Annotated in this window: 28 protein-coding genes and 1 riboswitch; of the genes, 13 read left to right on the forward strand and 15 right to left on the reverse strand. The window is 65.5% G+C overall.

Going from position 1 to position 26,754, the window contains the following annotated elements; translation table 11 throughout:
* The first annotated feature begins 2 nt into the window (after positions 1-2).
* From gatC to gatB, 4 genes are read left to right on the forward strand one after another with little or no spacing between them, the layout of a single operon-like run.
* Positions 3-290, forward strand: coding sequence for an Asp-tRNA(Asn)/Glu-tRNA(Gln) amidotransferase subunit GatC (gene gatC, locus ACLIIZ_RS18775; protein ID WP_416694715.1), 288 nt, complete (start codon positions 3-5; stop codon positions 288-290).
* Positions 287-1,744: an Asp-tRNA(Asn)/Glu-tRNA(Gln) amidotransferase subunit GatA gene (gene gatA, locus ACLIIZ_RS18780; RefSeq protein ID WP_416694718.1), complete on the forward strand. Its 1,458-nt coding sequence runs from the start codon at positions 287-289 to the stop codon at positions 1,742-1,744. Before gatC ends, gatA begins: the two co-directional genes overlap by 4 nt.
* Positions 1,741-2,274 (forward strand): hypothetical protein, encoded by a 534-nt coding sequence (locus tag ACLIIZ_RS18785; RefSeq protein ID WP_416694720.1) that lies wholly within the window; start codon positions 1,741-1,743, stop codon positions 2,272-2,274. Before gatA ends, ACLIIZ_RS18785 begins: the two co-directional genes overlap by 4 nt.
* 12 nt (positions 2,275-2,286) lie before the next feature.
* Positions 2,287-3,738, forward strand: coding sequence for an Asp-tRNA(Asn)/Glu-tRNA(Gln) amidotransferase subunit GatB (gene gatB / locus ACLIIZ_RS18790; protein ID WP_416694722.1), 1,452 nt, complete (start codon positions 2,287-2,289; stop codon positions 3,736-3,738).
* Here gatB and ACLIIZ_RS18795 read toward each other — a convergent pair.
* Together ACLIIZ_RS18795 and pyrE are read right to left on the reverse strand one after the other, a co-directional pair.
* Positions 3,704-4,348 carry a hypothetical protein gene (locus ACLIIZ_RS18795; RefSeq protein WP_416694725.1) on the reverse strand — a complete coding sequence of 215 codons (645 nt, stop codon included), beginning with the start codon at positions 4,346-4,348 and terminating at the stop codon, positions 3,704-3,706. The two genes, gatB and ACLIIZ_RS18795, sit on opposite strands and share 35 nt — an antisense overlap.
* Positions 4,341-4,982 carry an orotate phosphoribosyltransferase gene (gene pyrE / locus ACLIIZ_RS18800; protein WP_416694727.1) on the reverse strand — a complete coding sequence of 214 codons (642 nt, stop codon included), beginning with the start codon at positions 4,980-4,982 and terminating at the stop codon, positions 4,341-4,343. Before pyrE ends, ACLIIZ_RS18795 begins: the two co-directional genes overlap by 8 nt.
* Positions 4,983-5,024: 42 nt before the next feature.
* Here pyrE and ACLIIZ_RS18805 point away from each other — a divergent pair, with 42 nt between their 5' ends.
* The 5 genes from ACLIIZ_RS18805 to ACLIIZ_RS18825 all read left to right on the forward strand — a co-directional run bounded on the left by ACLIIZ_RS18805 (position 5,025) and on the right by ACLIIZ_RS18825 (position 7,191).
* Positions 5,025-5,822 carry an exodeoxyribonuclease III gene (locus ACLIIZ_RS18805; protein ID WP_416694730.1) on the forward strand — a complete coding sequence of 266 codons (798 nt, stop codon included), beginning with the start codon at positions 5,025-5,027 and terminating at the stop codon, positions 5,820-5,822.
* Between the two features lie 62 nt (positions 5,823-5,884).
* A complete protein-coding gene (locus ACLIIZ_RS18810) occupies positions 5,885-6,199 on the forward strand; it encodes an ElaB/YgaM/YqjD family protein (protein WP_374325835.1) in 315 nt (104 codons plus the stop codon).
* A 4-nt stretch (positions 6,200-6,203) separates the two neighbouring features.
* Positions 6,204-6,605, forward strand: a complete 402-nt coding sequence (locus ACLIIZ_RS18815; protein ID WP_416694733.1) for a phage holin family protein — start codon at positions 6,204-6,206, stop codon at positions 6,603-6,605.
* On the forward strand, positions 6,602-6,886 hold the full coding sequence (locus tag ACLIIZ_RS18820; RefSeq protein ID WP_416694735.1) for a YqjK family protein: 285 nt from the start codon (positions 6,602-6,604) through the stop codon (positions 6,884-6,886). Before ACLIIZ_RS18815 ends, ACLIIZ_RS18820 begins: the two co-directional genes overlap by 4 nt.
* Positions 6,887-6,888: 2 nt before the next feature.
* Complete coding sequence (locus tag ACLIIZ_RS18825) at positions 6,889-7,191, forward strand: hypothetical protein (protein WP_416694737.1); 303 nt, start codon at positions 6,889-6,891, stop codon at positions 7,189-7,191.
* Here the strand turns inward: ACLIIZ_RS18825 and ACLIIZ_RS18830 are convergent.
* The 3 genes from ACLIIZ_RS18830 to metX are packed head-to-tail and all read right to left on the reverse strand — an operon-like array spanning position 7,175 to position 10,196.
* A complete protein-coding gene (locus ACLIIZ_RS18830; protein WP_416694739.1) occupies positions 7,175-8,419 on the reverse strand; it encodes an AmpG family muropeptide MFS transporter in 1,245 nt (414 codons plus the stop codon). The genes ACLIIZ_RS18825 and ACLIIZ_RS18830 overlap by 17 nt on opposite strands.
* 35 nt (positions 8,420-8,454) lie before the next feature.
* Positions 8,455-9,066: a methionine biosynthesis protein MetW gene (gene metW / locus ACLIIZ_RS18835; RefSeq protein WP_374325846.1), complete on the reverse strand. Its 612-nt coding sequence runs from the start codon at positions 9,064-9,066 to the stop codon at positions 8,455-8,457.
* Positions 9,063-10,196 (reverse strand): homoserine O-succinyltransferase MetX, encoded by a 1,134-nt coding sequence (metX, locus tag ACLIIZ_RS18840; RefSeq protein WP_416694782.1) that lies wholly within the window; start codon positions 10,194-10,196, stop codon positions 9,063-9,065. The genes metW and metX overlap by 4 nt, the downstream gene beginning before the upstream one ends.
* 251 nt (positions 10,197-10,447) lie before the next feature.
* Here metX and ACLIIZ_RS18845 point away from each other — a divergent pair, with 251 nt between their 5' ends.
* Both ACLIIZ_RS18845 and ACLIIZ_RS18850 read left to right on the forward strand, forming a co-directional pair.
* Positions 10,448-11,035, forward strand: coding sequence for a PilZ domain-containing protein (locus ACLIIZ_RS18845; RefSeq protein ID WP_416694741.1), 588 nt, complete (start codon positions 10,448-10,450; stop codon positions 11,033-11,035).
* Positions 11,036-11,044: 9 nt separating this feature from the next.
* Positions 11,045-13,108: a TonB-dependent receptor plug domain-containing protein gene (locus tag ACLIIZ_RS18850; protein WP_416694743.1), complete on the forward strand. Its 2,064-nt coding sequence runs from the start codon at positions 11,045-11,047 to the stop codon at positions 13,106-13,108.
* A 9-nt stretch (positions 13,109-13,117) separates the two neighbouring features.
* On the opposite strand, the gene ACLIIZ_RS18855 is transcribed toward ACLIIZ_RS18850, so the two are convergent.
* From ACLIIZ_RS18855 to ACLIIZ_RS18900, 10 genes are all read right to left on the reverse strand, one after another.
* The gene (locus tag ACLIIZ_RS18855) at positions 13,118-15,211 is read right to left on the reverse strand and encodes a diguanylate cyclase domain-containing protein (protein ID WP_416694746.1); all 2,094 of its coding nucleotides are present in this window, start codon (positions 15,209-15,211) and stop codon (positions 13,118-13,120) included.
* Positions 15,208-16,086 (reverse strand): ABC transporter substrate-binding protein, encoded by an 879-nt coding sequence (locus tag ACLIIZ_RS18860; RefSeq protein WP_416694748.1) that lies wholly within the window; start codon positions 16,084-16,086, stop codon positions 15,208-15,210. Before ACLIIZ_RS18860 ends, ACLIIZ_RS18855 begins: the two co-directional genes overlap by 4 nt.
* 64 nt (positions 16,087-16,150) lie before the next feature.
* Positions 16,151-16,951, reverse strand: coding sequence for a cobalamin-binding protein (locus tag ACLIIZ_RS18865; protein ID WP_416694750.1), 801 nt, complete (start codon positions 16,949-16,951; stop codon positions 16,151-16,153).
* A 7-nt stretch (positions 16,952-16,958) separates the two neighbouring features.
* Positions 16,959-17,840 carry a cobalamin-binding protein gene (locus ACLIIZ_RS18870; protein ID WP_416694752.1) on the reverse strand — a complete coding sequence of 294 codons (882 nt, stop codon included), beginning with the start codon at positions 17,838-17,840 and terminating at the stop codon, positions 16,959-16,961.
* Positions 17,837-18,829 (reverse strand): threonine-phosphate decarboxylase CobD, encoded by a 993-nt coding sequence (gene cobD, locus ACLIIZ_RS18875; RefSeq protein WP_416694754.1) that lies wholly within the window; start codon positions 18,827-18,829, stop codon positions 17,837-17,839. The genes ACLIIZ_RS18870 and cobD overlap by 4 nt, the downstream gene beginning before the upstream one ends.
* Positions 18,822-19,745 carry an adenosylcobinamide-phosphate synthase CbiB gene (cbiB, locus tag ACLIIZ_RS18880; RefSeq protein WP_416694757.1) on the reverse strand — a complete coding sequence of 308 codons (924 nt, stop codon included), beginning with the start codon at positions 19,743-19,745 and terminating at the stop codon, positions 18,822-18,824. Before cbiB ends, cobD begins: the two co-directional genes overlap by 8 nt.
* Positions 19,733-19,978, reverse strand: coding sequence for a hypothetical protein (locus ACLIIZ_RS18885; RefSeq protein ID WP_416694759.1), 246 nt, complete (start codon positions 19,976-19,978; stop codon positions 19,733-19,735). Before ACLIIZ_RS18885 ends, cbiB begins: the two co-directional genes overlap by 13 nt.
* Positions 19,975-20,700: a 5,6-dimethylbenzimidazole synthase gene (gene bluB, locus ACLIIZ_RS18890; protein WP_374325862.1), complete on the reverse strand. Its 726-nt coding sequence runs from the start codon at positions 20,698-20,700 to the stop codon at positions 19,975-19,977. The genes ACLIIZ_RS18885 and bluB overlap by 4 nt, the downstream gene beginning before the upstream one ends.
* Positions 20,701-20,740: 40 nt before the next feature.
* Positions 20,741-20,924: riboswitch (cobalamin riboswitch) on the reverse strand.
* A gap of 48 nt (positions 20,925-20,972) precedes the next feature.
* Positions 20,973-21,902: a FecR family protein gene (locus tag ACLIIZ_RS18895; protein ID WP_416694761.1), complete on the reverse strand. Its 930-nt coding sequence runs from the start codon at positions 21,900-21,902 to the stop codon at positions 20,973-20,975.
* Positions 21,903-21,939: 37 nt separating this feature from the next.
* Positions 21,940-22,467, reverse strand: coding sequence for an RNA polymerase sigma factor (locus ACLIIZ_RS18900; protein WP_416694764.1), 528 nt, complete (start codon positions 22,465-22,467; stop codon positions 21,940-21,942).
* 142 nt (positions 22,468-22,609) lie between these two features.
* Between ACLIIZ_RS18900 and ACLIIZ_RS18905 the strand changes: the two genes are divergently transcribed.
* Positions 22,610-24,856: a TonB-dependent receptor gene (locus ACLIIZ_RS18905; RefSeq protein WP_416694766.1), complete on the forward strand. Its 2,247-nt coding sequence runs from the start codon at positions 22,610-22,612 to the stop codon at positions 24,854-24,856.
* The gene (locus tag ACLIIZ_RS18910) at positions 24,843-26,747 is read left to right on the forward strand and encodes a TonB-dependent receptor (RefSeq protein ID WP_416694768.1); all 1,905 of its coding nucleotides are present in this window, start codon (positions 24,843-24,845) and stop codon (positions 26,745-26,747) included. The genes ACLIIZ_RS18905 and ACLIIZ_RS18910 overlap by 14 nt, the downstream gene beginning before the upstream one ends.
* Positions 26,748-26,754: the final 7 nt, after the last annotated feature.

Below are 26,754 nucleotides of genomic sequence, written 5' to 3' on the forward strand. Positions count from 1 at the left end.
CCATGTCGCTCACTACAGAACAGGTTCTGCGGATTGCCCATCTCGCCCGCATCGAGGTCAGCGAAACCGAAGCGCTGACCACGCAAGCCCACCTCAACGGCATCTTCGCGCTGATCGAGCAGATGCAGGCGGTCGATACGCGGGGCATCGAGCCGATGGCCCACGCTCAGGATCTCGGCCAGCGCCTGCGCGATGACGTCGTCAGCGAGCCCGACCGGCGCGCCGCCTTTCAGGCCGTCGCCCCGGAAACCGAAGCCGGTCTCTACCTCGTGCCGAAGGTGATCGAATGATTAGCCGGAGTTTGAAACAACTGTCGCAAGCACTGGCGGCGAAGGAAATTTCCAGCGTCGAACTGAGCGCGCTGTTCCTCGACCGCATCGCCCGCCTCAATCCCGAGATCAACGCCTTCATCACCGTCGACCGGGAGAAGACGCTGGCCATGGCGGCGGCTGCCGACCAGCGCCTGGCGGCGGGTACCGGCGGTGCGCTGACCGGCATCCCGATCGCCCAGAAGGACATCTTCTGCGCCGAAGGCTGGACGACGACCTGCGGTTCGAAGATGCTCGCCAACTTCGTTGCTCCCTACGACGCGACGGTGATCGCGAAAATGCATGGCGAGGCTGGCCTGGTCTCGCTGGGCAAGACCAACATGGACGAGTTCGCGATGGGCTCGTCGAACGAAAGCTCGCATTTCGGTCCGGTGAAGAATCCCTGGGATCGCGCGCGGGTGCCCGGCGGTTCGTCCGGCGGTTCGGCGGCGGCGATCGCTGCACGACTGGCGCCGGCAGCCACCGGCACCGATACCGGCGGCTCGATCCGCCAGCCGGCGGCGCTGTGCAACCTGACCGGTCTCAAGCCGACCTACGGCGTCGTCTCGCGCTACGGCATGATCGCCTACGCCTCGTCGCTCGATCAGGGCGGCCCGATGGCCGGCTCGGCGGAAGACTGCGCGCTGCTGCTCAACGCGATGGCCGGTTTCGATTCCCGCGATTCGACGTCGCTCGACCGACCGGCCGAGGATTACACGCGCGACCTCGAACAACCGCTGGCCGGCCTGCGCATCGGCCTGCCCAAGGAGTTCTTCGCCGCCGGTTGCGATGCCGGCGTAATGGCCGCGGTGCAAGAAGCGATCCGCGAATACGAGCGGCTCGGGGCGACCGTCGTCGACGTCTCGCTGCCCAATTCCCACCTCTCGGTGCCGGCTTACTACGTGATCGCGCCGGCCGAGGCAAGCTCCAACCTGAGCCGCTTCGACGGCGTCCGCTACGGCTATCGCGCGCCGGACTACGGCAGCCTCGACGACATGTACGCGAAGACCCGCGCCCAGGGCTTCGGCGGTGAGGTAAAGCGGCGCATCCTGATCGGTACCTACGTCCTGTCGCACGGTTACTACGACGCCTATTACCTGCAGGCGCAACGCATCCGTCGTCTGATCGCCGACGATTTCACGGCCGCCTTCGCATCCTGCGACGTCATCCTCGGGCCGACTTCCCCGTCGACCGCCTTCCGTCTCGGCGAAAAGTCGACCGACCCGGTGCAGATGTATCTGTCCGACATCTATACCGTCGCCGTCAACCTTGCCGGCCTGCCCGGCATGTCGATTCCCTGCGGTTTTGCCGACGGCCTGCCGGTCGGTCTGCAACTGATCGGCAATTACTTCGGCGAGGCCCGTCTGCTCAACGTTGCACACCGCTTTCAACAGGCGACCGACTGGCACCTGCGTCGTCCGGCAGGCATCGAATGAAGCTGCGCTTCACTCTCGCCCTGGCGGTTGCCTTGCTGGCCGCTTGCGCGACGCCGCCGGAGCATGCTCCCGAGGCGACGCCGCCGGCACCGGCGGAATCCGCGCCGACCGCAGGAAAGTCGCCGGAGTTCAAGAATTCGACCTTGAAGTACCTGGCCAAGCGCAATCTGAAACCGCAGCCGACGCGCCCGCTCAACGTGCGTTCCCGTTGCTCGCACAAGGACGCGATCGGCACCGTGACCCGCCTCAACCTGCTGGTCAAGGAAGCCGACGTCAAGGCCTTCGATGTTCAGGTCAGCATGAAGGGGCGGGGTGCCTGTCGCTTCAATGCCCAGGATTTCAAGCAGGATGCCAGGCTGCCGCAGGTCCTGTTGCGGCACAAGACCCAGAACGATTGCACGGTGCGCATGTGGGAGCAGGGCAAGGAGGTGACGATCGCCTTCAACAGTTGTCCGCAGGCCTGCGAAGGCCAGGCGTTCCAGTACCTGTGGCCGGTCATCGTCGATGCGAAGACCGGACGTTGTCATTGAACGGATGAAACCATGAACCAGTGGGAAGTCGTAATCGGCATCGAGACCCATGCCCAGCTCTCGAGTGTTTCCAAGATATTCTCCGGCGCCTCCACCGCTTTCGGCGCTGCGCCCAACACCCAGGCCTGCGCCGTCGACCTGGCGCTGCCCGGCGTCCTGCCAGTGCTCAACCGCAAGGCGGTCGAATGCGCGATTCGCTTCGGTCTGGCGATCGGCGCGCATGTCGCACCGAAATCGGTGTTTGCGCGCAAGAACTACTTCTACCCGGATTTGCCGAAGGGTTACCAGATCAGCCAGTTCGAACTACCGGTGGTGCAGGGCGGGGCGATCACCGTCGCCGTCGGTAGCGGCGACAAGGCCTACGAGAAGACGGTCAACCTGACCCGCGCCCACCTCGAGGAGGATGCCGGCAAGTCGCTGCACGAAGATTTTCACGGCAAATCCGGCATCGACCTCAACCGTGCCGGTACGCCGCTGCTCGAAATCGTCACCGAGCCGGACATGCGCTCAAGCGACGAGGCCGTCGCCTACGCCCGGGCGTTGCACGCGCTGCTACGCTGGATCGGCATCTGCGACGGCAACATGCAGGAAGGCTCGTTCCGCTGCGACGCCAACGTCTCGGTGCGCCGCCCTGGCGCGCCTTACGGTACCCGGCGCGAGATCAAGAACCTCAATTCCTTCCGCTTCCTGAAGGAAGCGATCGATTTCGAAGTGCAGTGGCAGATCAACGAGATCGAGGAAGGTCGCGCCATCCAGCAGGCCACCGTGCTGTTCGACCCGGATAGCGGCGAGACCCGGATGATGCGCAGCAAGGAAGACGCGCACGACTACCGCTACTTCCCCGATCCCGACCTCCTGCCGTTGCTCATTCCGGCTGACTGGATCGACCGCGTGCGTGGCGAATTGCCCGAGCTGCCGAACCAGAAGCGGCAGCGCTTCATCGCCCTGTTCGGCCTCTCCGCCTACGACGCGACGACGCTGACTGCCAGCCAGGAGATTGCCGCCTATTTCGAAGCTGTCGTCGGCATTGCCGGTGCGGCCAACGCCAAGCCTTGCGCCAACTGGGTGATGGTCGATCTGGCCGCCCGCCTCAACAAGGAAGGTCGCGAGATCGGCGAGTCGCCGGTCAGTGCGGCGCAACTGGGTGGGCTGATCCAGCGCATCGCCGACAACACCATTTCCAACAACATCGCCAAGAAGGTTTTCGAGGCATTGTGGAATGGCGAGGGCGCGAGCGCCGACGAGGTGATCGAGAAACAGGGGTTGCGCCAGATTACCGATAGCGGGGCCATCGCCGCGCTGGTTGACGAAGTCATCGCCGCCAATCCGGGCAATGTCGCCGAATATCGGGCCGGCAAGGAAAAGGCGTTCAACGCCCTGGTCGGTCAGGTGATGAAGGCGGCCAAGGGCAAGGCCAACCCGCAGCAGGTCAACGCGCTGTTGAAGGAGAAACTGGCCGGCTGAGCGAGCGGCGGCCGGTCAGCTCGTAGTAGCGCTGGCGGTCGCCGTCGTATTTGGCGTGGATCTTGGCCAGTTCCTTGCGTTTGACCTCGATCAGTTCCTGCTGCAGACGGATCTCATGATTGACCGTGCGCAGGTCGCTGGCCAATCCCGATGGCATCGCTGAGCGCTTGTAGAATTCGGCCTCGGCGGTCAGCTTGTTGAGTCGCTTCTGCAACTCGGTGATTTTCTCGGTGGCATCGCGGATCGTCAGGTTGACGTCGCCTTCCGCCTTGCTCTGCGCCATGTCGATGTCTTCCGGCGTGGCGTAGGTGGAGAGCAAGGCGGCGTCCATGCGCCGTCGTTCCAGCCTTTGTTCCTCCAGTTGCTGCTGACGTTTCGCAGCGATTGCGGCGGCGGCCTTTTCTTCCGGCGTCATGGCGGCGGCGACTTCCCGGATCGGATTGCCGGCCCGGTCAAAAACGCGGTAAGCCCGTCCCCGACATTGCGCCGGCAGGGTGTCACCGCAGGCACGGCGACCGTTGCCCGGGTCGGTGCAGCAGTAGTACTCCTCAGCACCCCAGCTCGGGGCGCTCAGAACGATCAGCAGGAGGGCAAAGGGAAGTTTAGGCATCGACACCGTAGCGTTCACGGTAGAGGGCGACGGCGGCCCGGTGCGCGTCGAACTCCGGATGATTCCCAAGATAGGTCATCAAGTCGCGCAGGCCCGCGACTGCGATCACCGGGATGCCGTAGTCGCGCTGCACTTCCTGAACCGCGGACAGCTCGCCCTGGCCGCGTTCCTGGCGGTCGAGAGCGATCAGTACGCCTGCCGGTGTGGCACCGGCAGCGCGGATAAGTTCCACCGATTCGCGGACCGAGGTGCCAGCCGAGATCACGTCATCGACGATCAGCACGCGCCCGGCCAGCGGCGCGCCGACGATGCTGCCGCCTTCGCCATGATCCTTGGCTTCCTTGCGGTTGAAAGCGAACGGGTAATTGCTGCCGCCCGCAGCGAGCGCGATGGCAATGGCGGCGACCAGCGGAATGCCTTTGTAGGCCGGGCCGAACAGCATGTCGAAGGCGACGCCGCCGGTCTGCGCCGCTTTCGCGTAGAATCCGGCGAGCCGCCCGAGCGACGCGCCGTCATTGAACAGGCCGGCGTTGAAGAAATAAGGCGACTGCCGCCCGGCCTTGGTGGTGAATTCGCCAAAGCGGAGCACCTTGCAGGCGACGGCGAATTCGATGAATTCCTGACGAAAATCCATAAATCTCCAGTATCAGTCGGAAAAACGACCGAGAGTCCCGCAATGTTACGCATCATCTCCCTGAACCTCAATGGCATCCGCTCCGCGTGGAGCAAAAACGTCGAGCCCTGGCTGGCTGCGCAACAGGCGGATATTGTCTGCTTTCAGGAACTGAAGGCGCAAGCCGCCGATCTGAGTCCGGACATGCTGGCGCCGCAAGGCATGCATGCCTTCTATCACTGCGCCGAAAAGAAGGGTTACAGCGGTGTCGGCATCTGGACGCGGGCGGCGCCGCGCGGCGTCATCGAAGGCTTCGACGGCGGCGAATTCGATGCCGAAGGGCGCTATCTGCGCGTCGATTTCGGCAACCTGTCGGTCATCTCCCTTTACTTGCCTTCCGGTTCTTCGTCGCCCGAGCGCCAGGAGGCGAAGTTCCGCTTCCTCGACGTCTTCCTGCCGCAGATGCAGGCCTTGCGCGCGGAAGGGCGGGAAATCGTGCTCTGTGGCGACTGGAACATCGCCCACCGTGAGATCGACCTGAAGAACTGGAAGTCGAACCAGAAGAACTCGGGTTTCCTGCCGGAAGAGCGCGCCTGGCTGACCCGGGTGTTCGACGAACTCGGCTGGGTCGATGTCTATCGCCGCCTCTATCCCGAGCAAGGCGAGGCCGCCTATACCTGGTGGAGCAATCGCGGCCAGGCCTGGGCCAAGAACGTCGGCTGGCGGATCGATTACCAGATCGCCACCCCGGGGATCGCCGCCACTGCCCGTCAGGGCTCGGTTTACAAGGAGCAGCGTTTTTCCGACCACGCGCCGCTGGTTGTCGATTACGACTACCGGATTACGGACAATGCGATTTGATTTACGCCAGCGGAAGGGATAACCTGTAATCCCTGAACAACCGCTCCAAGACGAGGTTTCGAATGTCTGAACAAATGACCGCCGCGAACAAGGAAAAACTGGTTTCGGACCTGAAGGTCGTGATCGCCGATACCGAAGAACTGCTGCGTGCGACGACCGGCATGGCCGGCGAGAAGGTCGGGGAGTTGCGCGAACGCCTGGGGGTCCGCCTGCGTGACGCCAAGGACCGCATGCTCGACCTCGAACAGGCGCTGGTCGACAAGACCAAGGCAGCCGCTCGCGCCACCGACGACTTCGTACATGACCAACCGTGGAAGGCCGTCGGCGTTGCTGCTGCGCTCGGTCTGGCGCTGGGCGTGCTGATCGGCCGTCGCTGAACGGATGACCGGATCCGAAAGTGGCGAAGACGGCCGGGAAGGCCTCTTTGCCGCATTGAAGAACAGTGCCGCGACGCTGCTGTCGATCGGGCGGACGCGGGCCGAGTTGCTCGTCCTTGAAATCGAGGAGGAGAAATACCGGCTGATCGCGCTGTGGTCGAAGGCCATCGGCGCCGCCTTCCTGCTCACGCTGGCCGTGATCATGGCGGTGTTCAGCCTCGCCCTGGCTTTCTGGGAGCAGCGCGTCCTGGTTTTTGGTGCCTTCGCCCTGCTCTTCTTCCTCGGCGCGGCTGCGCTGATTCTCGCCCTGCGCCGCCAGGTCAGGGCGCCGAGCCAGTTGTTCCGCAGCAGCCTCGCCGAACTCGATACCGATCTTGCGCAATTGCGCGGTCAGCGCCGGGAATGAACGAGAAGCGGCTCGAACTGGCGGCTCGGCGGGGCGCTCTCGGTGTCCGCATCGCCGGCCAGCGGGAAGCCCTGGCCCGCCATGCGCGCGGCTTGTCTCCCCTGTTTGCCGGGGGCGATGCCGCCCTGCGCGGCATCGACTGGCTCAAGTTGCATCCGGGGGCGGTGTTCGCCGCCGTCGCTGCGGCTGTTGTCTTGCGTCCGCGCCGCGTTTGGCGCTGGGCGGCGCGCGGCGTTTTCGTCTGGCGGGGCTGGCAGAAGCTGCGCAGTCTGTTGCACTGACCGTGGCGGAGCGTGTCGCAGCGTCCAGTCCCGGCTGGTTCCGGCAACTGCTGTCTTCGCAACGGCGCGAAGCCCGGCGCGTGATCGTCGAATTGATGGCGACGCGTGGCCTGATGCCCTTGTTGATGAAGGCGCGCAACGGCGACCCCTGGACGGCCGAGGAACGCCGCATCCTGATCGAACATCTGCGCCGTCTGGCGCACCTGTCGCCCTACCTGATCGGTCTTTTGCTGCCAGGCTCCATTGTCCTGCTGCCGATCTACGCCTGGTGGCTGGATCGGCGCCGGATCAACCGGCGGGATTAGCTGCGGATTGGGCAGCTGGCGACTCGTTCCAGGGGGCGACGCGCAGCAACAGGAACATGCCGGGGAAGGCAAACAGGAAGCAGAGCCAGAAGAAGCTGTTCCAGCCCAGCGCTTCGACCAGCCAGCCGGCGCTGGCGTTGATGAAGGTGCGCGGCACGGCCATCAGGCTGGTGAACAAGGCCAGTTGGGTGGCCGTGTAGGCCGGGTGGGTGGTTCTTGCCATGAAGGCGACGAAAGCCGTCGTGCCCAGACCGGCGCCGATCGCTTCGCCGGCGATGACGATGGCCAGCGTCGCCAGGCGGGCCGGAGTCGATTCGCCGGGGCCGATCCAGGCCATCCAGACGAAACCGAGGATGGTGACGATCTGGACGACGCCGAACAGCCACAGGGCACGGTTGATGCCCAGTTTGACCATCCAGATGCCGCCCAGGATGCCGCCGGCGACCATCGGCCAGAGGCCGGCGTTCTTGGCGATGATACCGATCTCGGTCTTGCTGTAGCCCATCTCCAGATAGAAGGGGGTGGCCAGCGCCGTGCACAGCGAGTCGCCGAGCTTGTAGAAGAACAGGAAGGCGAGCACCAGCAACGCCGATTGCACGCCATGGCGGCCGAAAAATTCGCGGAAGGGCTCGACCACGGCGTCGCGCAGCGTGCGCGGTGTACCGGTGGCGGCGCGCGGTTCGCCGACGGCCAGCGTCATCAGCAGGCCGGGGATCATGAAGGCGGCGGTGATCATGAAAACCTGGCTCCACGGCAGGTGGTCGGCGAGGATCAGCGACAGCGAGCCGGGCACCAGGCCGGCGATGCGGTAGGCATTGACGTGGATCGCGTTGCCCAGGCCGAGCTCCTCGTCAGGCAGGATTTCGCGGCGGAAGGCGTCGAGGGCGATGTCCTGGGTGGCGGACAGGAAAGCCAGCGTCGCGGTCAGGCCGACGATCAACATCAGGTCGGTGCGCGGCGAGAGTTGGCCGAGCCAGCCGATGGCGGCGACCAGGCCGAGCTGCGAGACGAACATCCAGCTACGGCGCCGGCCCAGCCAGGGCAGGATGCCGTAGCGGTCGAGCAGCGGCGCCCAGAGGAACTTCCAGGTGTAGGGAAACTGGATCAGGGTGAAGGCGCCGATGGTGCGCAGCGACAGCCCCTCCGTCTTCAACCAGGCCGGTACCAGGTTGAGCAGCAGGTAGAGCGGCAAGCCGGAGGCGAAACCGGTGAAGATGCAGATTAGCATCCGCCTGTTCCACAACGCGGCCAGCCAGGCGGGCATCAGTGCGGGCGGGTCAGGCGGTAGACGGCGAGGCTGCCGAGGAAGTTCAGGTCGCGGGCCGTTTCGGCCTGGACAATCTCCCCGGCTTCGTCGAGCACCCGGCGCTCGACGATGATCAGCCCCATCTGTTCGCACAGCGCCTCGAAATCGAGCAGCGTGAAGAAGCGCACGTTGGGCGAGTCGTACCACTGGTAAGGCAGGTCTTCCGAGACCGGCATGCGGCCGTCGAGGACCGAACGCAGGTTGCGCCAGTAGGCGAAGTTGGGGAAGGAAACGACCGCTTCGCGGCCGACGCGCAGCATCTCCCGCAGGATGCCCTCGGTGTGGCGCACCGTCTGCAGGGTGCGCGACAACACGACGTGGTCGAAGGCGTCGTCGGCGAAATCCTTCAGGCCGTTTTCGAGGTTGCTCTGGATCACGTTGATGCCGTTGCGCATCGCCGCCAGCACGTTGGCGTCTTCGATATCGACGCCCCAGCCGTGCACGTTGCGGGTGTCGATCAGGTGCTTGAGCAGGGCGCCGTCGCCGCAGCCGAGGTCGAGCACCCGGTGACCGGGTTCGACCCAGGCGGCGATGACGTCGAAGTCGGGGCGGCCGAGGGTATGGGTCATGACTTGATGTTCCCCAGGAAGGCGGCGACCAGGCCGTGGTATTGCGGGTCTTCCATCAGGAAGGAGTCGTGGCCGAAGTTGAGGTCGATTTCGGCGTAGGAAACCTTGCGCCCGTTGGCCAGCAGCGCCGCGACGATTTCCCGCGAGCGGGCCGGCGAGAAGCGCCAGTCGGTGGTGAACGAGGCGACGAAGAAATTGGTGTCGCGATGCGTGCGCGCCATCGTCCTGACCAGATCGCCGTCGTCGAGGCGGGCCGGGTCGAAGTAGTCGAGCGCCTTGGTCATCAGCAGATAGGTGTTGGCGTCGAAGTAGCCGGCAAACTTGTCGCCTTGGTAGCGCAGGTAGGATTCGACCTCGAATTCGACGTCGTAGTCGAAGGAGAACGAGCCGTTCCTCAGTTCGCGGCCGAATTTCTCGCCCATCTGGTCGTCGGACAGGTAGGTGATGTGACCCAGCATGCGCGCCAGGCGCAGGCCGCGCACCGGCCGCGTGCCGTGTTCGTAGAAATGGCCGCCGTGGAAGTCGGGATCGGTGAGGATGGCCTGGCGGGCGACGTCGTTGAAGGCGATGTTCTGCGCGGTCAGTTTCGGCGCCGAGGCGATGATCAGCGCGTTGCGTACCCGTTCCGGGTAGGAAATGGTCCAGCGCAGCGCCTGCATGCCGCCCAGACTGCCGCCCATCACCGCTGCCCAGCGGTCGATGCCGAAGACGTCGGCGAGGCGTGCCTGGGCATTCACCCAGTCACTGACCGCGACGATCGGGAAATCGGCGCCCCAGGGCTTGCCGGTGGCTGGGTTGATCGACGACGGGCCGGTCGAGCCGTGGCAGCCGCCAGGATTGTTCAAGCCGACGACGAAGAAGCGGTCGGTGTCGAGCGGGCGGCCGGGGCCGATGATGTTGTCCCACCAGCCGATGTTGTGCGGCTGGTCCGCGTAGTGGCCGGCGACGTGGTGATGGCCGGAAAGCGCATGGCAGACCAGGATGGCGTTGGATTTGTCAGCGTTCAGCGTGCCGTAGGTCTCGACGGCCAGGTCGTAGGACGGCAGGACGCCGCCGCTGCGCAGGTGTAGCGGTTCGCTGAAATGGATGCGTTGCGCCTCGACGACGCCGACGGACTGTCCCGGCATGATGCTCCCGAAAACAAAAAACCCAGTTGGCCGAAACGCGAACTGGGCGGTTCCCGTTTTAGCTGCATTTTTGAGCGCCCGCAATCAGAGTACAAATCGGCGCTGCCGGATGATTTCGGCAGAAGGAAGATAACCAGCCCTCCGGCAAATGTCAATTCGAGGCAATTGCCGGGTTCAGGCGTCGTGACGGCTTATCCGGTCGCGTACTTTTGGTACCATTGTCACCCGGGGATTGATGAAGATTGGGGAGAAGCATGATCGAGCAGCGGCGACATCAGCGCATCCGTTTCGGGGTTTCGCCCCCGGTCAGGATCGGCTTTGGGGGTAAGGCTGGCGAGGGTTCCGTCGAGAACCTGTCGATGTCCGGCTTGATGTTGCGCAGCCCGGAGCCGCTCGAGATCGGCCGTCTGGTCGGCTGCGAGTTTTCGCTGTTCGGTTCGCCGTTGATCGACATTGCGGTCAATATTGTCAGCCGGATCGGCGATGGGCTGTATGGTGCCCGCTTCCAGATCGGCTTGATCAATCAGGTGCTGATCGAGGATGCGATCCGCGATGCCCTGGCTTCCGGAAAGGCTTCAGTGCTTTCTGTCCACGAACTGAGTGGGCGCAAGGTGATGCGTATCGTCGGCGGCCTCAATGGTGCCCTGCGCAATGACTTCATGCATGCCTTGATCCGGGTCGGCGTCGAGGAGCTCGATGTCGGGGGGGTGACGCTGGTCGAGCAGGCAGGACTGGCGCTCTGTCTGGTGGCGACCGACCGGCACGGGGTAAGCATCACCAGTCGTTCCGACTGCTTTGCCGACGCCTGGGCGCAGGCCGTGCCGACGTCGGGAAGCCACTGATCCGTGCACATGAAGCGGCGGCGCTATCTTTCCGTGCTGGTTTGCATGCTGCCGTTTGGCACGCTGCTGGCCGAGGACGAGTTGTTTTTCGCCGAGTTGCCGGTGGTCGCCTCGGTCAGCCGCCTGCCGCAGCGGCTCGCCGATGCGCCGGCTTCGGTGACGGTGATCGACCGGGAGATGATCCGTGCTTCCGGCTATCGCTCGCTCAACGATCTGTTCCGTCTGGTGCCGGGTTTCCAGACCTTTGCCCACAGCGACGTCGGCGCCCGGGTCAATTACCACGGCATCACCGACGACAACGATTTTTCACCACGGGTCCAGGTGCTGATCGACGGTCGCTCGCTGCATTCGCCGTTGTTCCGGGGTGGGGTCAATTGGGCACTGATTCCCGTCGCCCTCGAGGATATCGAGCGCATCGAGGTGGTGCGCGGCAGCAACAGCGTTTCCTACGGGACCAATGCCTTCCTCGGCGTCGTCAATATCGTCACCATCGATCCCTCGCTGGTACGCGGTGTTTCGGTTTCCGCCAGCCGTGGCACGCAGGGGGTCAACGATTACTCGGTGCGTGGCGGTGGCAAGCTGGGTGAGACCGGGAATTTCCGCCTGAGCTACCAGCAGACCAGCGACGATGGCCTGAAAGGCAATTACGACTGGGAGGATAGCTACCGCAATCGTCGCTTCGACGCCCGTTTCGACTACGCGGTGAATCTCCGGGACAGCCTGGAGTTCTCGCTGGGCAAGGTCGAGGGACGCTTCCTGTCTGGCTCGCTCGACAAGGTCACCCGCCTTTCGGATCCCTGCGACGATCCCCTGCGCAACCGCGACGAATCCTCCACCTGGATGCAGGCGCGCTGGCTGCGGGCGCTTTCCGAAACTGCCGATTTCTCGCTGCGCTACACCTTCAGCGAAGATCGCGGCGACAATGCCTATCGTATCGATCCGGTCACTTGCGGCGTGGTTCCCTACCCTAAGGTGAACGAATCCGGTGACTGGGGGCGGCGGCACGAAATCGAGGCCACCCACAATTTCGTGCCAATGGCAAAGACGCGTCTGGTCTGGGGGGCGAGTTGGCGACATGACGAAATGTCCTCGCAGACCATGATGCGCGGGCGGGGGACGGAGGCGCGCCAGGTCTGGCGCGCCTTCGCCAACGGCGAGTGGAAGCCCTCAACTTGGCTGACCGCCAATCTCGGTGCGTCGAACGAATACGACACGCTGGCCGGCAACCACTTGTCGCCGCGCGCCAGCATCGCCTTCCACCTGACGCCGGAAAATACCCTGCGGCTTGGTTACACCCAGGCTTGGCGGACGGCGAGCATCCTGGCCTATCGCGGCAATTATGTGGCAGTCGATGGCAGCGAGACCATATTCAGCGGAAATTCAAGGCTTCCCGCCGAACGCCTGGATAGCTGGGAAGTCGCTTATCTCGGCAACTGGCGCCAGTGGCGGATGAGCCTGGATGTCCGGCATTTCCGGGAAACCGTCCGCGATCGGTTGATGGCGGTACGGCCGGCGAAGGACGCGCCGGACTCCGAGCAATCGATTCAGGACATCCGGATTGCCGGCTACGAGTTGCAGTGGCGCTGGCAGCCGCTGGAGTCGACGCGGCTGCTGATAAATCATGCGAGCTTGCGGGTAAACAGCGAACTGTCGGGCAACGGTTGGGTGCTGGTGGCGACCGAGGACAGCAGTTTTCATGGCCTCGCCGCGATCAAGGGCGGTGGCGGTTTCGAACCGGAGTACGCGGTCTACCAGCGCCTTGCCGAGGGTTCTGCGCCGCGTCGCTCCTCATCGCTGATGTGGATGCAGAAACTGCCGGCCGGCTTCGATTTCTCGGTGATGCGCTACTGGGTCGATGCGATCAAGTGGACCCGCAATACCGACGCTGAAAAGTACCAGCGGACCGACGCCCGTCTGGCTTACAACTTCAAGTTTGCCGGGCAGCGCGGCGAACTTGCCTATACCGCGCAGTCGCTCGAGGGCAGGCACGCCGAGCAGCGCAAGAGCGGCACGAAGCCGAATGGCCGTTACGTAGACCAACGGCACTGGATCACCCTGCGCCTCGATTTCTGAATTTGCCCCTCAGGCACGCATGCCGCGCATGACGGCGCCTTCGAACCAGGCTTCGAAAGGTTCGCGTGGGCCGACCGCCTTGCCCAGCGCGTAGGCGATGCCGAGTTTGCGCAGGTGCTCGAGCGACGGGGTGTCGTCCACATCCTCGGCAATCGAGAAAATCTGCTGTTCGGCGGTGATTTCGAGGATGGCTCGCAGCAGCGCGGTCGAACTGAGACCGTCGCTGATGTCCCGGGTCAGGCTCTGGCTGAGCCTGACATAGGCCGGCTGGAGGGTGCGGAGCTGGGTGAAGGAGGCGACCCCGCCGCCGAATTCGGTCAGCGCGACCTGACAGCCAAGTTCGCGCATGCGCCGCGAGAACTCGATCAGCAGGCTGGTATGGTGGGTGCTGACTTCCTCTGGGAACATCAGGCATAGCCCTTCTCCCCGGATGCCGGCGGCGGCCAGGTTGCCGGCAATGAAGTCACCGGTCCTGGCGCTGGTGATGGCAGCCCGCGACAGCGGCACCATGCACTGCATCTTCAGTTGCTGGCCCTGTGCCCTGGCCAGCGAGCGGATTGCCGTCTCCAGGAAATGATGGTCGAAGACCGTTGCCATGTCGTAGCGCTCGGCGGCGTCGATCAGCGCGCTCAGAGCGATCGGTGCCTGCCCCGCCTCGTTGAGGCGGGCGCTGATTTCGGCCATCGGCCCGTGCGGTACGCCCGGTTGCAGCGGACGGACGGGAATCGCCTCGACGATCAAGCGGCCTTCGGACAGGGCGCTGGCCAGCCGGCTGGCCCAGTTGCCACGGTCGCGCCGGCGGTCGGTCGGCGCCGCAGGCGCCATCTCGCAGACCCGGTTGCGGCCGCTTTCCTTGGCCTGCAGGCAGGCCGCGTCGCTCAGGGCGAAGATTTCATGAACGTCGCGCACGTCGCGGGTGACCGGCGTCAGACCGATGCTGGCACCGATGGCGAAGATCTTGTCCTGCCAGACGAAGCGGTATTCGGCCGAGAGCGCGCAGATGTCCTGCGCCACCTGGCGAGCCTTGGCCAGGCTGCAGTTGGCCAGCATGATGCCGAATTCGTCGCCGCCCAGGCGGGCCAGCGTGTCTTCCTCGCGCAGGCGTCCCTGGAAGAGGAGGGCGATCTGGCGCAGCAGTTCGTCGCCGGCGATATGGCCGCAGGCATCGTTGACCGCCTTGAAGCGGTCGAGGTCGATGTAGAGCACGCTGAATTCGTCGCCGCCGGCATGGACGGCGGCCAGCGCCTTGTCGAGGCGCAGTTCGAATTCGCGCCGGTTGACCAGCCCGGTCAGCGCGTCGTGGCGAGCCTGGAAGACAAGTTGGGCGGTGGCTTCCTCGATCCGTGTCTGCATCGACTGATGGGCTTCCTCGATATGGCTGGCCATCTCGTTGAAGCCATCTTCGAGTACCCGCAGCTCGCCGCTCGAACTGGCCTGGACGCGGGTGTCGAAGCGTCCAGCCGACATGTTGCGGACGGCGGCGGCGAGTCGTTGCAGCGGGCGCGCCAGGTGGTCGGCCATGGCGATGGCGAGGGCGCCCATCAGGCCGAGGCCGCAGAGTACGGCGATGAAACCTTGCAGCACCAGTTCCTGCTGGCGGACCTGCAGCTCTTCCTTGTCCAGTTCAATGAAGACGTGACCGATGGTTTCCTGGGGGTTCTCGTCGAGGCCGGCGATGTCGAACAGCGGGTCGCTGTCGCTCTGGCTGCGCACGACCGGCGCACCAAAGGCAATCCAGGTGTCGCCCTCGCCGACCAGGGCGGGGGCGTTCAAGCGTTGACGAATGGTTTCAGCGGAAAGTGAGACGCGTCCGCTGACGGCCAGGGTGCGTCCCTTCGGATTGACGATGATCGCCGCTTTGATCCCGGGTTCCTGCATGGCGGCCTGGACCAGACCGTAAACGCTGTCCATCTGACCGGCAATGATGCCGTATTCACTGATCGGCGCCAGGTAGCGGACGGTGGCCAGCCCTTTGGCGCGTAGTTGGTTTTCCAGGGTGTTGATGCCGGTGATGGCGAAATAGACGACGAGCAGCGTGGTGATCAGGGCGCTGGGCAGCAGCGTCAGAACCAGCAGGCGTTGGCGCAGGGTCAGGTTCTTCATGGATTGACTTCACTGGCAAGCAGTTTCTGGAACAGATCGCTCTCCTCCGGCAGGCGGAGGCCGAAGGCGTCGGCGACGCTGCGGTTGATGTCGATCGAGAATTTTGATGGGGTGGCCGGTAACGGCAGGTGGGTACCATGTGCGATGAGCAGTTCGGCGGCCTGGCGGCCAATCTGCAGTGGCGTCGAGTACAGCGCGGCGAGCGCGCCAGCCTTGACCATCGCGGGCGAGAAGGCGATCACCGGTCGCCGGTGGCGGTACGAGGTGATCAGGATGGGTTTGATCGTGTTACGCGAATAGAGCAGAGGATCGGGCAGGGCGAGCAGTACTTCGCTGCGCTGCATCAGCGCTTCCAGTGTCGGCAGGATGTACTCCTCGCCGTTGGCGAACTCGCTGACCGGTTGCAGGCGCTGGCCGGCGAGGGCGGTGCGCAGGCTGTCGGCCTGTTGGCGCGACTGCTCGCTGAGCAGCAAACCGACCCGCTGCAGCTCGGGAAAGAGCAGGCGCAGCAGGCGAGCCTGGCGCTGCGCCGGTTGATCGAGATAGATCGCCGAGACCGCCGGCGGGCGGCTGGTGCCGATTTGATTCTGATAGGCGTGCTCGGTCAGCAGGGTGGCGAGGACGGGCACCTTCGGCGAACTCGCCAGCGTCTTGCGCAAAGCCTCGCTGCCAGCGGTGACGATCAGTGCGACCGGTTGGCGCTCCGGAGCATGTGGTTCGGTATCGACATAACTGATCTGCCAATTGCTGCCTTTGAGCCGCTGTTGCAGGCCGCTCGCGAATTCCTGATAGGGGGCGCTGCTGTCGGCCAGGACGATGGCGATCTCCCCTGCCCGCGCAACCAGCGCAAGCAGGGAAAAAATCAGGAGAATCAATGCCGAACGCAACATGCAATAACTATAGGGGTTTGCGTGATGCCATGGCAATAAGCGTTTACCGTCAGGCGCTTGCCGGCCAGAGGATCTTTTCCAGCAGTGGCAGGCCTTCGCTGATCGCCACCGGTCCCGGGGTCAGGACGATTGCCGACTTGATCTCGTGCAGGCGCCCCTGCTTGACCGCCGGGATGGCTTCCCAGCCCGGGCGGGCGGCGACGCGTTCGGGGCGGAAGTGCTTGCCGCACCAGGAGCCGACGATGATGTCCGGGGCGGCGGCGATCACTTCTTCCGGCGTCGGCCGCCGGTCGGCGGCGAGCGGCGAGCGGGCGCGTTCGGCGAAGACGTCCTCGCCGCCGGCGATTTCGATCAGTTCGGAAACCCAGCGCAGGCCGCTGATCAGCGGTTCGTCCCATTCCTCGAAGTAGACGCGCGGCCGCTGGCCGCCGCGGGCGATACGCTCGGCGGCGAGTGCCCGGGCTGCGGCAATCTGTGCTTCCAGTCCGGCGACCAGCGCCTGCGCGCGATCCTCGGCGCCGACCAGACGGCCGAGCGTTTCGATCATCGCCAGGATGTCGTCGACGCTGCGCATGTTCAAGGCGTAAACCGGTATTCCGGCCTTGATCAGGTCGCGGGCGATGTCGGCCTGCAGGTCGGAGAAGGTCAGCACCAGGTCGGGTTCGACGGCGAGGATCTTGGCGATGTCGCCGCTGGTGAAGGCGAAGACCTTGGGCTTTTCCTTGCGTGCCTGCGGCGGCCGCACGGTGTAGCCGCTGATGCCGACGATGCGCTCCTGTTCGCCCAGGGCGTAGAGGACTTCGACGGTTTCGGTGGTCAGGCAGACGATGCGTTGGGGGAGGCGGGACATGATGTTCTCACTTGGGGCGACGGCTGCGTGCGACATCGAGGTGGTCGCAGAGTTTCGCCGTACCGTCGAGAATGCGCGGCGTGTGCCGCTGCATGATGTCCGGGTTGATGTGGAAGAGGTTGCCGCGCTGGACGGCGGTCATCCGCTTCCACTGCCGCCAGTCGTCCAGCCATTCCGGTTTGGCGTCGCCCATGCCGGTGGCGACGATGGCTTCCGGATCGGCTTCGATCACGGCTTCTAGGCTGACCCGCGGCGCCATCTGGTCGAGTTGGCCGAAAACGTTGTCGCCGCCGCAGATGCGCATCGCGTCGCTGATGATTTGCGGACCGCCGACGGTGACCAGCGGCGCCTTCCATACCTGGTAGAAAGTCCGCACCTTGGGTTTGCCCGCGTTGGCCGCGCGCAGTGCCGCCAGGCGCTCGCGGAAGCGGCGGGCTTCCGCGTTGGCGATGGCCTCGGTGCCGGCCAGTCGGCCGTAGCGTTCGACCTGGCCGGCAATATCGTCCATATGGTTGGGCTGCGAGACGAAAACGGTCAGGCCGAGCGCCCGCAGCTTGTCGGCCTGCGCCATGTTGTTGCCGCTTTCCCAGACCAGCACCACGTCAGGCTTGAGGGCGACGACGGCTTCCAGGTCGATGCGCGAATAGCCGCCGACGCGCGGCACCTTTTTCGCCGCCGCCGGGTAGTCGCTGTAATCGACGGTGCCGACCAGCTTGCCGCCGGCACCGGCGGCGTAAAGGGTCTCGGCGATGTGCGGGGCGAGGGCGACGATGCGCCGTGCCGGCTCACGCAGGTAGACGTCGCGGCCGCTGTCGTCACGCACGACGATTTCGGCGTGGGCGCCGCCCAGGCAGGCGGCGGCAAGCAGGGCAAAGAGACGATGTTTCATGCAGGCTTCCACGCCTTGAGCGCGTCGGCCAGACGTTGCCAGCCGGCTTCGTCGGGCGGTAGGCCGACGCGTAGTAGCGGGTTCGATTCGTAACGGCGGCTGAGGATGGCGCGGCGCGCCAGGTGTTCGTGCAGTTCGGCGGTGCTCGGCGCGTTCAGCGTCGCGAACAGCGGCGTCGCCTTGACCTCGCCGAGCGGCGCCAGCAACTGGCGCAGACGTTCGCCGTCGGCCTGCAGGCGTTGGCGCGTTGCCGTTTGCCAGTCACAGTCGGCCAGCGCCAGCATTGCCGCCGCCCGCGACGGGCCGGCGATGCTCCATGGGCCGATCGCCTCGGCCAGCTTCGCCAGCAGCTCGGGGGCAGCGAACAGGAAGCCGACGCGCAGTCCGGCCAGGCCGAAGAACTTGCCCAGCGAGCGGAACACGATCAGGTTAGGGGCGTCCGCCGTGCCGGCCAGCGGCGTCAGGCTATGCTCGGGTGTGGCGTCGACGAACGCCTCGTCGACGATCAGCCAGCCGCCGCGCTTTTTCAGCTGCGCCGCGGCGTCGACCGCCAGCTCACGCGGATGGCGGTCGGCGGTCGGGTTGTTCGGGTTGCACAGCAGCACGTAAGGGGTTGCCGCCGCCAGCGCGCGCGGCAGCGTCGCGTTCTGCAGGAAGCGCAGCTTGTGGCCGGCGCGCTGCCAAGCCTGCGGATGTTCGTTGTAGAGCGGCGCGATGCAGGCCACCGCGGCGCGCGGTAACAGCGCCGGCAGCCACTGGATGGCGGGCTGCGAACCGGCCACCGGCAGCAGGTTGGCGTTGCCGTAGTAGGCGGCAGCGGCGGCCTCCAGGCCGTCGTTGTCTTCCGGCAGGCGCTGCCAGGCTGCCGCCGGCAGCGGCGGCACCGGCCAGCCCTGCGGGTTGATGCCGGTGGACAGGTCGAGCCAGTCGGCGAGCGGGATGTCGTAGTGGGCCGCGGCTTCGCGCAGGCGGCCGCCATGGTCAAGCATGCAGGGCTCCGATCAGGAAAAGGACAGCCAGCCACAGCCACAGGCTGCGCCGGATCAGCGTGATCGCCCGGCCGAGGTCGGCGGCGACCGGTGCCGGGCCGCGGCCGAGCGGCGGGCGGATTTCCTCGCGGCCGTGGTAGATGGCGGCGCCGCCGCATTGCACACCGAGGCTGCCGGCGCCCGCCGCCATCACCGGGCCGGCGTTCGGGCTCTCCCAGCCGGGCGCCTGGGCGCGCCAGCAAGTGAGCGCGTCGCGCCAGCGGCCGAGCAGGGCGTAGCTCAGCGCGGTCAGTCGGGCCGGCAGCCAGTTGAGCGCGTCGTCACAGCGGGCGGCCCAGCGGCCGTACAGGTTGTAGCGTTCGGTGCGGTAGCCCCACATCGCGTCGAGCGTGTTGGCCAGCCGGAAAAGCAGGGCGCCGGGGCCGCCGAGCAGGGCGAACCAGAACAGCGCGCCGAAGATCGCGTCGTTGCCGTTTTCCAGCACCGATTCGACGCCGGCCTTGGCGACGCCGGACTCGTCGAGTGTTGCGGTATCGCGGGAAACGATCCAGCCGACGCGCTGCCGCGCTTCGTCGAGCCGCCCCTCGCGCAGCGGCCGGGCGACCGCTTCGGCGTGCTCGCACAGGCTGCGCGCGCCGAGCGAAAAATAGAGCAGCAGCACGTCGACCGCGAACGGTGCCAATGGCCGCAAGGCCAGCGCCAGCACCACCCAGGGCAGCACCGCCAGCGCCCAGCCGAGGACACCGCCGGCAATCGTGCGCCGGTTCAGCCGTCTTTCGATCGCCGCCGCCAGCGTGCCGAAGCCGACCAGCGGGTGAAAGCGTCGCACTTCGCCGAACAGGCGGTCGAGCAGCACCGCGGCGAGCGCTGCCAGCGGCATGGCGTAGGGGCCGGCGAGCAGGTTCAGTTCGGCCATTGGCGGGCCAGGGCGATGGCGGCGTCGATCGCCGCGCGCGCTTGTGGACTGTTGTGCCAGCAGGTCGAGCCGATCATGCGGGCGATGTGCAGCGTGACGACGGCGGTTTCCTCGCCGGCCAGGCGGGCGAGCGGCGCGTAGCCGGCCTCTTCGAGGCGGCGGATCACCGTCGGCCCGACGCCGGGGAGGGCGAGCAGCGCGGCGCGCTGGTCGGCCGGGAAAGTGCCATTCATGCGCCACGCTCCGCCGCGGCGAGCGCCGACAGGGCGGCGGTCAATCCGGCATTTTCCGGTAAATCGCGCGTCCCCCATTGTTCGTGGAAGACCAGTTCCTCGACCGGCAGGCGCGGCAGCCAGCCGGCACTTTCCAGTTCCGGGCGGTCCTTGAAATGGCTGACGTGGCCAATGCACAGGTAGGCAATCGGCACGATGTGCTGCGGAATGCCGAGCGCGTCCTGCAGCGCCTTCTCGTGGAAGATGCTGACCCAGCCGACGCCCAGCCCCTCGGCGCGGGCGGCCAGCCACAGGTTCTGCACGGCGCATACGCTGGAATAGAGGTCCATGGTCGGCATGTGGGTGCGGCCGAGCACCACCGGGCCGCTGCGCGAGCGGTCGCAGGTGATGCACAGGTTGATCGGTGCGTCGAGGATGCCCTGCAGCTTGAGCTTGCTGTAGATCTCGCGCTTCTCGTCGGGGAACATTCGTTCGGCCTCGGCGTTGGCTGCGCGGAAGATGTCATGTACCCGCTGCTTCACGTCCGCCGAGCGGACGACCAGGAAATTCCATGGCTGCATGAAGCCGACCGAAGGCGCGTGATGCGCCGCCAGCAGGATGCGCGCGAGTTGCTCGTCGGCGACCGGGTCGGGCAGGAACTGGCCGCGCACGTCGCGGCGGTTGAAGATGGCACGATAGACGGCGGCCCGTTCGGCGTCGGAAAAAGCGAGCTGGTTTTCCATGGATTCCCCTTCTGGAAACGCGAAGGCGCCCGTCCACGGCGCCGTGTTACGTCTCCCGGCCGGTCTTCTGACTCGGATTCCCCCGCACGATGCGCCTTCCCGCCGCGGCAGTGGCCTGTGCATCGCCCGTCATCCTTACAGCGCTGGGCACGTGGCGGATTCGCACCGCCTTCCCGATTCTCCTGCCGGCAAAGCCGGAAGGCACCCGGAGACTTCAAGGCGGGGATGCTAAGCGAGGGGCCGGGCAGAAGCAAGGGAAGCCGAACGGGCGTTCAATGCGTTTCGGCGCGGCGGGCGAGGAGTCTGCCGTCCTGCGTCTCGAAGCGCAACCCTGCAATCCGCGCCAGCGCCAGCGGCGCGGTCGCTTCGTCAGCGATGAGGAAGACACCGCTGATGCGTTGGCGGCCGGCCTGCGGGTCGCCGAGCACAATGGGCGTCTTGCGGAAGCGGTTGAGCGCCGCGACGACTTCGCTCAACGGTGCTTCCTCGAAAATCAGCTGGCCCTTGGTCCACGCCAGCAAATTGTTGCGGTCGACGGCCAGAACCGGGCGGATTTCTCCATCGACGATAGTCAGCGCTTCGCCGGCCCGCAGTATCTGCCTGGTCTGTTGCGCATCGCCGGGGCTGACTTCGACCATGCCTTCGGCAACGCCGACGCGCAATTCGTTGGCGCGGCGGTCCACGGTGAAACGGGTGCCGATGTCGCGAATCCGGCTGCTGCCCGCCAGGACCTCGAACGGCCGTTGCGCATCGGCGGCGACGCTGATGGCGATGCTGCCCTGCGCCAGTTCGAGCTGCCGCTGCCCCTTGCCGAAACGCACGCTAACCTGCGTCTGCGGTGCCAGATCGAGCTCGCTGCCGTCGTCGAGCTGCACATGCCGCCGTTCACCGGCGACGGTGCTCAGCAGGGTGTCGGTCGGCGGCGCAAGGTTGAACCAGCCGAGGAACAGTGCCGCCGCGGCCAGGGCAGCCGTCGCCAGCGCGCGGCCGGACTTGCGCGGGCGCGTTTGCAGGCGGGCGGCGTTATCCCAGAGTTGTTCCAGCAGCGAGTATTCCTCGGCGTGTGCCGGGTCGGCCGCCAGCCAGGCGGCGAATTCCGCGCGCGTGCTGGCGGCTACCTCATCGCCACGCAGGCGGGCAAACCACAGGGCGGCGGCTTCCTGCACCTGTTCCGGGGTAGAGGTGGCGGCGGTGGGTGACATGCGCCGCATTGTCGGCAGCGGGGCGGGGGCAGTCAATTCAGGCCGAATGCTTCGCCCACAGCCGGCGCAGGTGGAGCATGGCGTTGGCCAGGTGTTTTTCCACCATCTTGGCGGAAATGCCCAGCCGGCCGGCAATCTCGCCTTGCGTCAGGGTATCGAAGCGATGCAGGAAGAAGACTTCGCGGCATTTGGCCGGCAGTGCTTCGATACCCGTCGCGAGCAGGCGCAATTGCTGGCGGGCCATGACGATGCGGGCGGGGTCGGCGAGCGGGTCGACCAGGCCGGGGTCCGTCTCATCGACCACCACCAGTTGCGGCCGGCTCTGGGCGGCGCGGCCGAGGTCGATGAGGAAGTTGCGTGCCGAGCGGAGCAGGAAGGCGCGCGGATTGCGGATGTCGACAGCCGGCGGATTGATCAGCAGGCGCAGGAAGATTTCCTGCGCGGCATCGCGGCCGGCCTCCGGACAGTCGAGCCGGCGCCCGAGAAAATGCCGCAACTCGTCGAAATGCCTGCGATAGAGATCAAGTACCAGCGGCTCGGTAGGCGGACAAGTGGTGGCATTCATGGCCGCATGCTAATCGGCGATGCCGCCCCACTCCATGCGGCATATTGTCGCGTTTGGCCCGGCAGAGGTAGGGAGAGGGCAAATTCATCCGTCTTGGTGGGGAGAGGCGAGCGCATCGCCAGACAACCAAGGGGGAAATCACGTGTTTCAAAAAGCCTTCGCCGGCGAGCGCCGGCCTCTTCTCAGCACCATCGCCACGGCCTTGTTCCTGGCCTTCCAGAGCAGCGCCGTCTTCGCCGTTCCGGTCGACGTTGCCGCCCAGCCGCTAGGCAGCGCATTGCGCGCCCTGGCCAGCCTGGCCGGCGTGCAGATCGCCCACGCCAGCGATGTCGTCGGCACGCTCCAGGCCAGCGCAGTCAAAGGCGACATGCGCCTGGAAGAAGCCCTGCGCCGCCTGCTCGCCGGCACCGGGCTGGAGTTCCGCAAGGATGGCGACAGCAGCTACGTCATCGTGCGCGCCGGGCACAGCGAAAAGGTGCTGCCGGAAATGGTGGTCACGGCGACACGGACCGAGCGCTGGGTCGAGGATGTACCGGCCAGCGTGACCGTGGTCGGACGCAAGGACATTGCCACCCAGCAGGTGCAGAGTCCGCTGGACCTGTTGCGTAATGTCGAGGGGGTGGATGTTGCCGGTTACGGTTCGCCTGCCTCCCTGCCGAGGATTACCCTGCGCGGTGTCGGTGGTTCCTTCGGTGGGTCGACCAGCCAGATACTTATCGACGGGATGCCGATCGAGTCGCCGGTCGCGGGCATTCATCAGGGTATCCAGGTGCTCGACCTGCAGGATCTGGAAAGGGTCGAAATCGTCCGGGGGCCGGCTTCCGCGCTTTACGGACCGAGCGCGGTGGGCGGCGTGGTGAACTTCGTCCCCAAGCGCTGGCGAGGTGCTCCCGGGGCCGAGGTGAGTATCGGGGCGGGGTCTCACGACGCCAGACTGTTCTCGGCGGCGGTTGGTGCGGCCTGGGATGTGGTCGATTTCCGTCTTTCCGCGAGCGATTACCGCACCGATGGCTATGTTGCCCAACCGGATTCCGATCCATGGGGTTCCAGGGATTTGGCGTCGCGCGATGGCAGGGACAAGAAATTTGGTCTCACGCTTGGTCTGCGGCCCGCTGCCAACCAGGAAATCACTTTCTCGGCGCGCAAGGGCGATGCCAGTTCCGCCTGGTTGGGCGGGCATCCGAACTATCGTTTTGACAACGATTCGGAAAATTACGACCTTGGCTATCGCTTCGAACTGGGGGAGCGCGCAGTGTTCAAGGTGCGGCTTCGTCATACCCGGCAAAGCACGCACATGTTGTTCGATGACGAATACGTGAACGGCAATGCCGGCAGCCTGGTTCTGGCCGAGGTCGATGACCGGATCGAGAGTCATGACTACCTCGACCTGCAGGCTGACCTGCGCCTGAGTGCGGCCAATCTGCTGACCCTGGGTTACGCATACGGGGTCGGAAAATTCACCAGTCGCTGGGAAGATGTAATCTGGGGTGGCAGCGGCGAAAGCATTTCCAAGAGCAAGCTGACCGGCATCTTCGTGCAGGATGAGCATCAGCTATCCGAGAACCTGACCATCCTCGCCGGTGGTCGTTGGGATCGCTACGAATTCGCCGGGGATAGCCAGAATGGCGTCGCAACCGGCAAGGACTCCAAGGACAAGGTTTTCAATCCGCGCCTGGGTCTCCGCTATCGGCTGAGTGAACCGACTTCCCTGTATGCGACAGTGGGAACTGCGTATGTGCCGGCCTTGAATTTTCTCAAATTTCGTGGCGGTGGTGCCTGGCTGGACAATCCCGACCTGAAACCGGAAACCTCGATTTCCTACGAACTTGGCGTCAAGCATCGTCAGCTTAACTGGTCGGCACGGGCGGCACTGTTTCATTCCGACTACGAGGACAAGATTTCGTCGATCCGGGTCGGACCGCAGTGGCAGTTCCAGAACATCGGCAAGGTGGCCATTGATGGTCTGGAGCTGGCGTTCGAGGGCAAGCTTGGCGATTGGCAACCGTACCTGAACTACACCTATACGGATTCGCGCATCAAGGAAAACCCGAGCGATCCCCTGACCGTTGGCAAACAGGTGCAGCGCATTGCACCGCACAAGCTTAACGCAGGTGTCGTTTATTCCCCGTCGGAACAGTACTACGTCCGCCTTTCCGGTCGTTATGTCGATGACTACTACTTCAATGATCGAAACACCGACGAGGCGCGCAAGGCCGGCCATTTCGTTGCGGATGCCAAGATCGGCTGGCGCTTGCCCGTGAGTGGGCCACTTCGCAGTGCGGAACTGAGTCTGGCGGTGAACAACATCTTCGACCGGCGTTATCGCGAACAGCAATACGAATACATGGATCGTCGCAATGTCTGGCTCGGGCTGAATGTGCGCTTCTAGAACGGCGGTCCTGCTGCTGCTGTTGGCCAGTCCGGCCTGGGGCGGGGAGGCGGCCGAAACCGACGTCTCCCTGATCACCGCCGCCGACATCGCCCGCGAGAAGCCGGCCAGTCTGCTGGAGATGCTCAAGCGGCGGGTCGGGCTGGACGAGAACAACAGCGTCATCAGCATGCGCGGGGTGCGCGGCATTGCCGTGGTGGTCGATGGCTTCGTTTCTTCCGTCAGCGAGTTGTCGGCCTTGCGCCCGGAACAGGTGGAGCGCATTGAGGTATTGCGCGGCGCGGCGTCGGCGCGCTTCGGGGCCGAGGCGATGGGCGGGGCGATTGCGGTGACGACGCGGCGGGCCGGCGGTCGGCAGAATCCTGCGCTCAACCTGACGCAGGGGGTGGATTCCCGGGGCGGCAACTACACCCGTCTGGGTGGCAGCGGCGAGCGGGGTGAACTGGCCTGGTCACTGCTGGCGGAAAACCGCGAAGACCAGGGTTTCCGCACCGTGCCGCGCTCGCCTTTTCCCTACCAGATCACGGTCGCCGACGAGCACGGCCGCAGCACTGCCGTGGACGGCAAGCTGGCCTGGACCGGGCGCGATTTCGCCGCGTCGCTGAACCTCAAGCACTCGGACAACCATTCGTTTTTCGGCCGTCCGAACTGGGTCTTCGACTGGCAAACCGATACCGTGCGCAGCCAGTTTTCCTGGCAGGTGAACGAACGCTGGTCGCTGGAAGCGGCGCTGGGTGAAGACCGCAATGCCACGGCCGGCGTGCGTGATCGCGGCAGCGGTATCGACGCCGCCGGTCTGGCGGCGGACCAATGGCTGACTCAGGATACCCGCCAGCGCGAGGCCTCGGCGGCGCTGGCCTGGCAGGACGGCGGCTGGCAGGGACGGCTGGGCGGCAGCCTGATCGAACTGTCGGAACAATTCAGCGCCAGCGATTACGCCAGCCGCGTCACGCGCACGCAGGCCGATTCGCTGATCCGCAAGGAGGCGCTGTTTGCTTCCGGCGAAATGCCGCTCGGCGCCGGCCGCCTGGAATTGGGGCTGCGCCACGACTGGCAACGCTATATCTCGTCACGCGTGTTCGATGCCGGCCCACCCGGGCAGGAAACGCGCGGCGGCGGCGTGGTCAAGGCGGCGACCAGCCCGAAGATCGCGCTGTCCTGGCCGCTGGGCGCGACCACCCGCCTGCGCGGCAGTTTGGGCAGCGGCTTCTCGCCGCCACAGGCGACGCAGTTGTACAACGGTTTTGTCAGCGCCGGCTCGGTGACGCTGGCCAACCCGGCGCTGAAGCCGGAACGCTCGACCACCGCCGACCTCGCCCTGCTCGGCAGCGCGGCGGGTGGCAACGGCGGCGTCACCCTGTTCGCCACCCGCTGGCAGGACAAGATAGCCGTGCGCATCCTCGATTACGGTTCGCCGGTCGTGCAGCAGCCGCAGAACGTTGGTGAAGTGCGAGCGCACGGGCTGGAAACGCATTGGTCGCAGCCGCTCGCCGGGCATTGGCAGCTCGACGCCAATTACACCTACACCCGCACCCGCATCGTCCGCGACCAGTCGGCGCCGCAACTGGTCGGCAACGTCCTGCCGGACATGCCCCGGCACAAGGCAAATTTTGTGCTGAATTACGCGTCGACCGCAGGATTTTCCGCCCGCGCCAAATGGCGCTTGGTCGGCAGCGCCTACACCGACGAAGCCAACACCGTGGTCGACAGCCGGGGCTATCGCTGGAAAAAGGCGGCCTACGACGTCCTCGACCTGGCGGCAAGCTGGCGGGCCAAGGGCTGGGAAGCAACGCTGGCGCTCGACAACGTCTTCGACCGCGACTACGTCAGCGGTTTCTTCTGGCATGGCGAGCCGCGCACCCTGCGCGGCGAATTCATTTTGCGTTTCTGACTGGCAA

Origin of the sequence: Azonexus caeni, from assembly GCF_048146105.1 — a bacterium.
GTDB lineage: Bacteria > Pseudomonadota > Gammaproteobacteria > Burkholderiales > Rhodocyclaceae > Azonexus > Azonexus aromaticus_B.

Bases quoted from the DNA above. Each gene is read 5' to 3' on its own strand.
- gatC (WP_416694715.1), top strand. From the start codon at position 3: ATGTCGCTCACTACAGAACAGGTTCTGCGGATTGCCCATCTCGCCCGC.
- gatA (WP_416694718.1), top strand. From the start codon at position 287: ATGATTAGCCGGAGTTTGAAACAACTGTCGCAAGCACTGGCGGCGAAG.
- ACLIIZ_RS18785 (WP_416694720.1), top strand. From the start codon at position 1,741: ATGAAGCTGCGCTTCACTCTCGCCCTGGCGGTTGCCTTGCTGGCCGCT.
- gatB (WP_416694722.1), top strand. From the start codon at position 2,287: ATGAACCAGTGGGAAGTCGTAATCGGCATCGAGACCCATGCCCAGCTC.
- ACLIIZ_RS18795 (WP_416694725.1), bottom strand. From the start codon at position 4,348: ATGCCTAAACTTCCCTTTGCCCTCCTGCTGATCGTTCTGAGCGCCCCG.
- pyrE (WP_416694727.1), bottom strand. From the start codon at position 4,982: ATGGATTTTCGTCAGGAATTCATCGAATTCGCCGTCGCCTGCAAGGTG.
- ACLIIZ_RS18805 (WP_416694730.1), top strand. From the start codon at position 5,025: ATGTTACGCATCATCTCCCTGAACCTCAATGGCATCCGCTCCGCGTGG.
- ACLIIZ_RS18810 (WP_374325835.1), top strand. From the start codon at position 5,885: ATGTCTGAACAAATGACCGCCGCGAACAAGGAAAAACTGGTTTCGGAC.
- ACLIIZ_RS18815 (WP_416694733.1), top strand. From the start codon at position 6,204: ATGACCGGATCCGAAAGTGGCGAAGACGGCCGGGAAGGCCTCTTTGCC.
- ACLIIZ_RS18820 (WP_416694735.1), top strand. From the start codon at position 6,602: ATGAACGAGAAGCGGCTCGAACTGGCGGCTCGGCGGGGCGCTCTCGGT.
- ACLIIZ_RS18830 (WP_416694739.1), bottom strand. From the start codon at position 8,419: ATGCTAATCTGCATCTTCACCGGTTTCGCCTCCGGCTTGCCGCTCTAC.
- metW (WP_374325846.1), bottom strand. From the start codon at position 9,066: ATGACCCATACCCTCGGCCGCCCCGACTTCGACGTCATCGCCGCCTGG.
- ACLIIZ_RS18845 (WP_416694741.1), top strand. From the start codon at position 10,448: ATGATCGAGCAGCGGCGACATCAGCGCATCCGTTTCGGGGTTTCGCCC.
- ACLIIZ_RS18850 (WP_416694743.1), top strand. From the start codon at position 11,045: ATGAAGCGGCGGCGCTATCTTTCCGTGCTGGTTTGCATGCTGCCGTTT.
- ACLIIZ_RS18855 (WP_416694746.1), bottom strand. From the start codon at position 15,211: ATGAAGAACCTGACCCTGCGCCAACGCCTGCTGGTTCTGACGCTGCTG.
- ACLIIZ_RS18865 (WP_416694750.1), bottom strand. From the start codon at position 16,951: ATGTCCCGCCTCCCCCAACGCATCGTCTGCCTGACCACCGAAACCGTC.
- ACLIIZ_RS18870 (WP_416694752.1), bottom strand. From the start codon at position 17,840: ATGAAACATCGTCTCTTTGCCCTGCTTGCCGCCGCCTGCCTGGGCGGC.
- cobD (WP_416694754.1), bottom strand. From the start codon at position 18,829: ATGCTTGACCATGGCGGCCGCCTGCGCGAAGCCGCGGCCCACTACGAC.
- cbiB (WP_416694757.1), bottom strand. From the start codon at position 19,745: ATGGCCGAACTGAACCTGCTCGCCGGCCCCTACGCCATGCCGCTGGCA.
- ACLIIZ_RS18885 (WP_416694759.1), bottom strand. From the start codon at position 19,978: ATGAATGGCACTTTCCCGGCCGACCAGCGCGCCGCGCTGCTCGCCCTC.
- bluB (WP_374325862.1), bottom strand. From the start codon at position 20,700: ATGGAAAACCAGCTCGCTTTTTCCGACGCCGAACGGGCCGCCGTCTAT.
- ACLIIZ_RS18895 (WP_416694761.1), bottom strand. From the start codon at position 21,902: ATGTCACCCACCGCCGCCACCTCTACCCCGGAACAGGTGCAGGAAGCC.
- ACLIIZ_RS18900 (WP_416694764.1), bottom strand. From the start codon at position 22,467: ATGAATGCCACCACTTGTCCGCCTACCGAGCCGCTGGTACTTGATCTC.
- ACLIIZ_RS18910 (WP_416694768.1), top strand. From the start codon at position 24,843: ATGTGCGCTTCTAGAACGGCGGTCCTGCTGCTGCTGTTGGCCAGTCCG.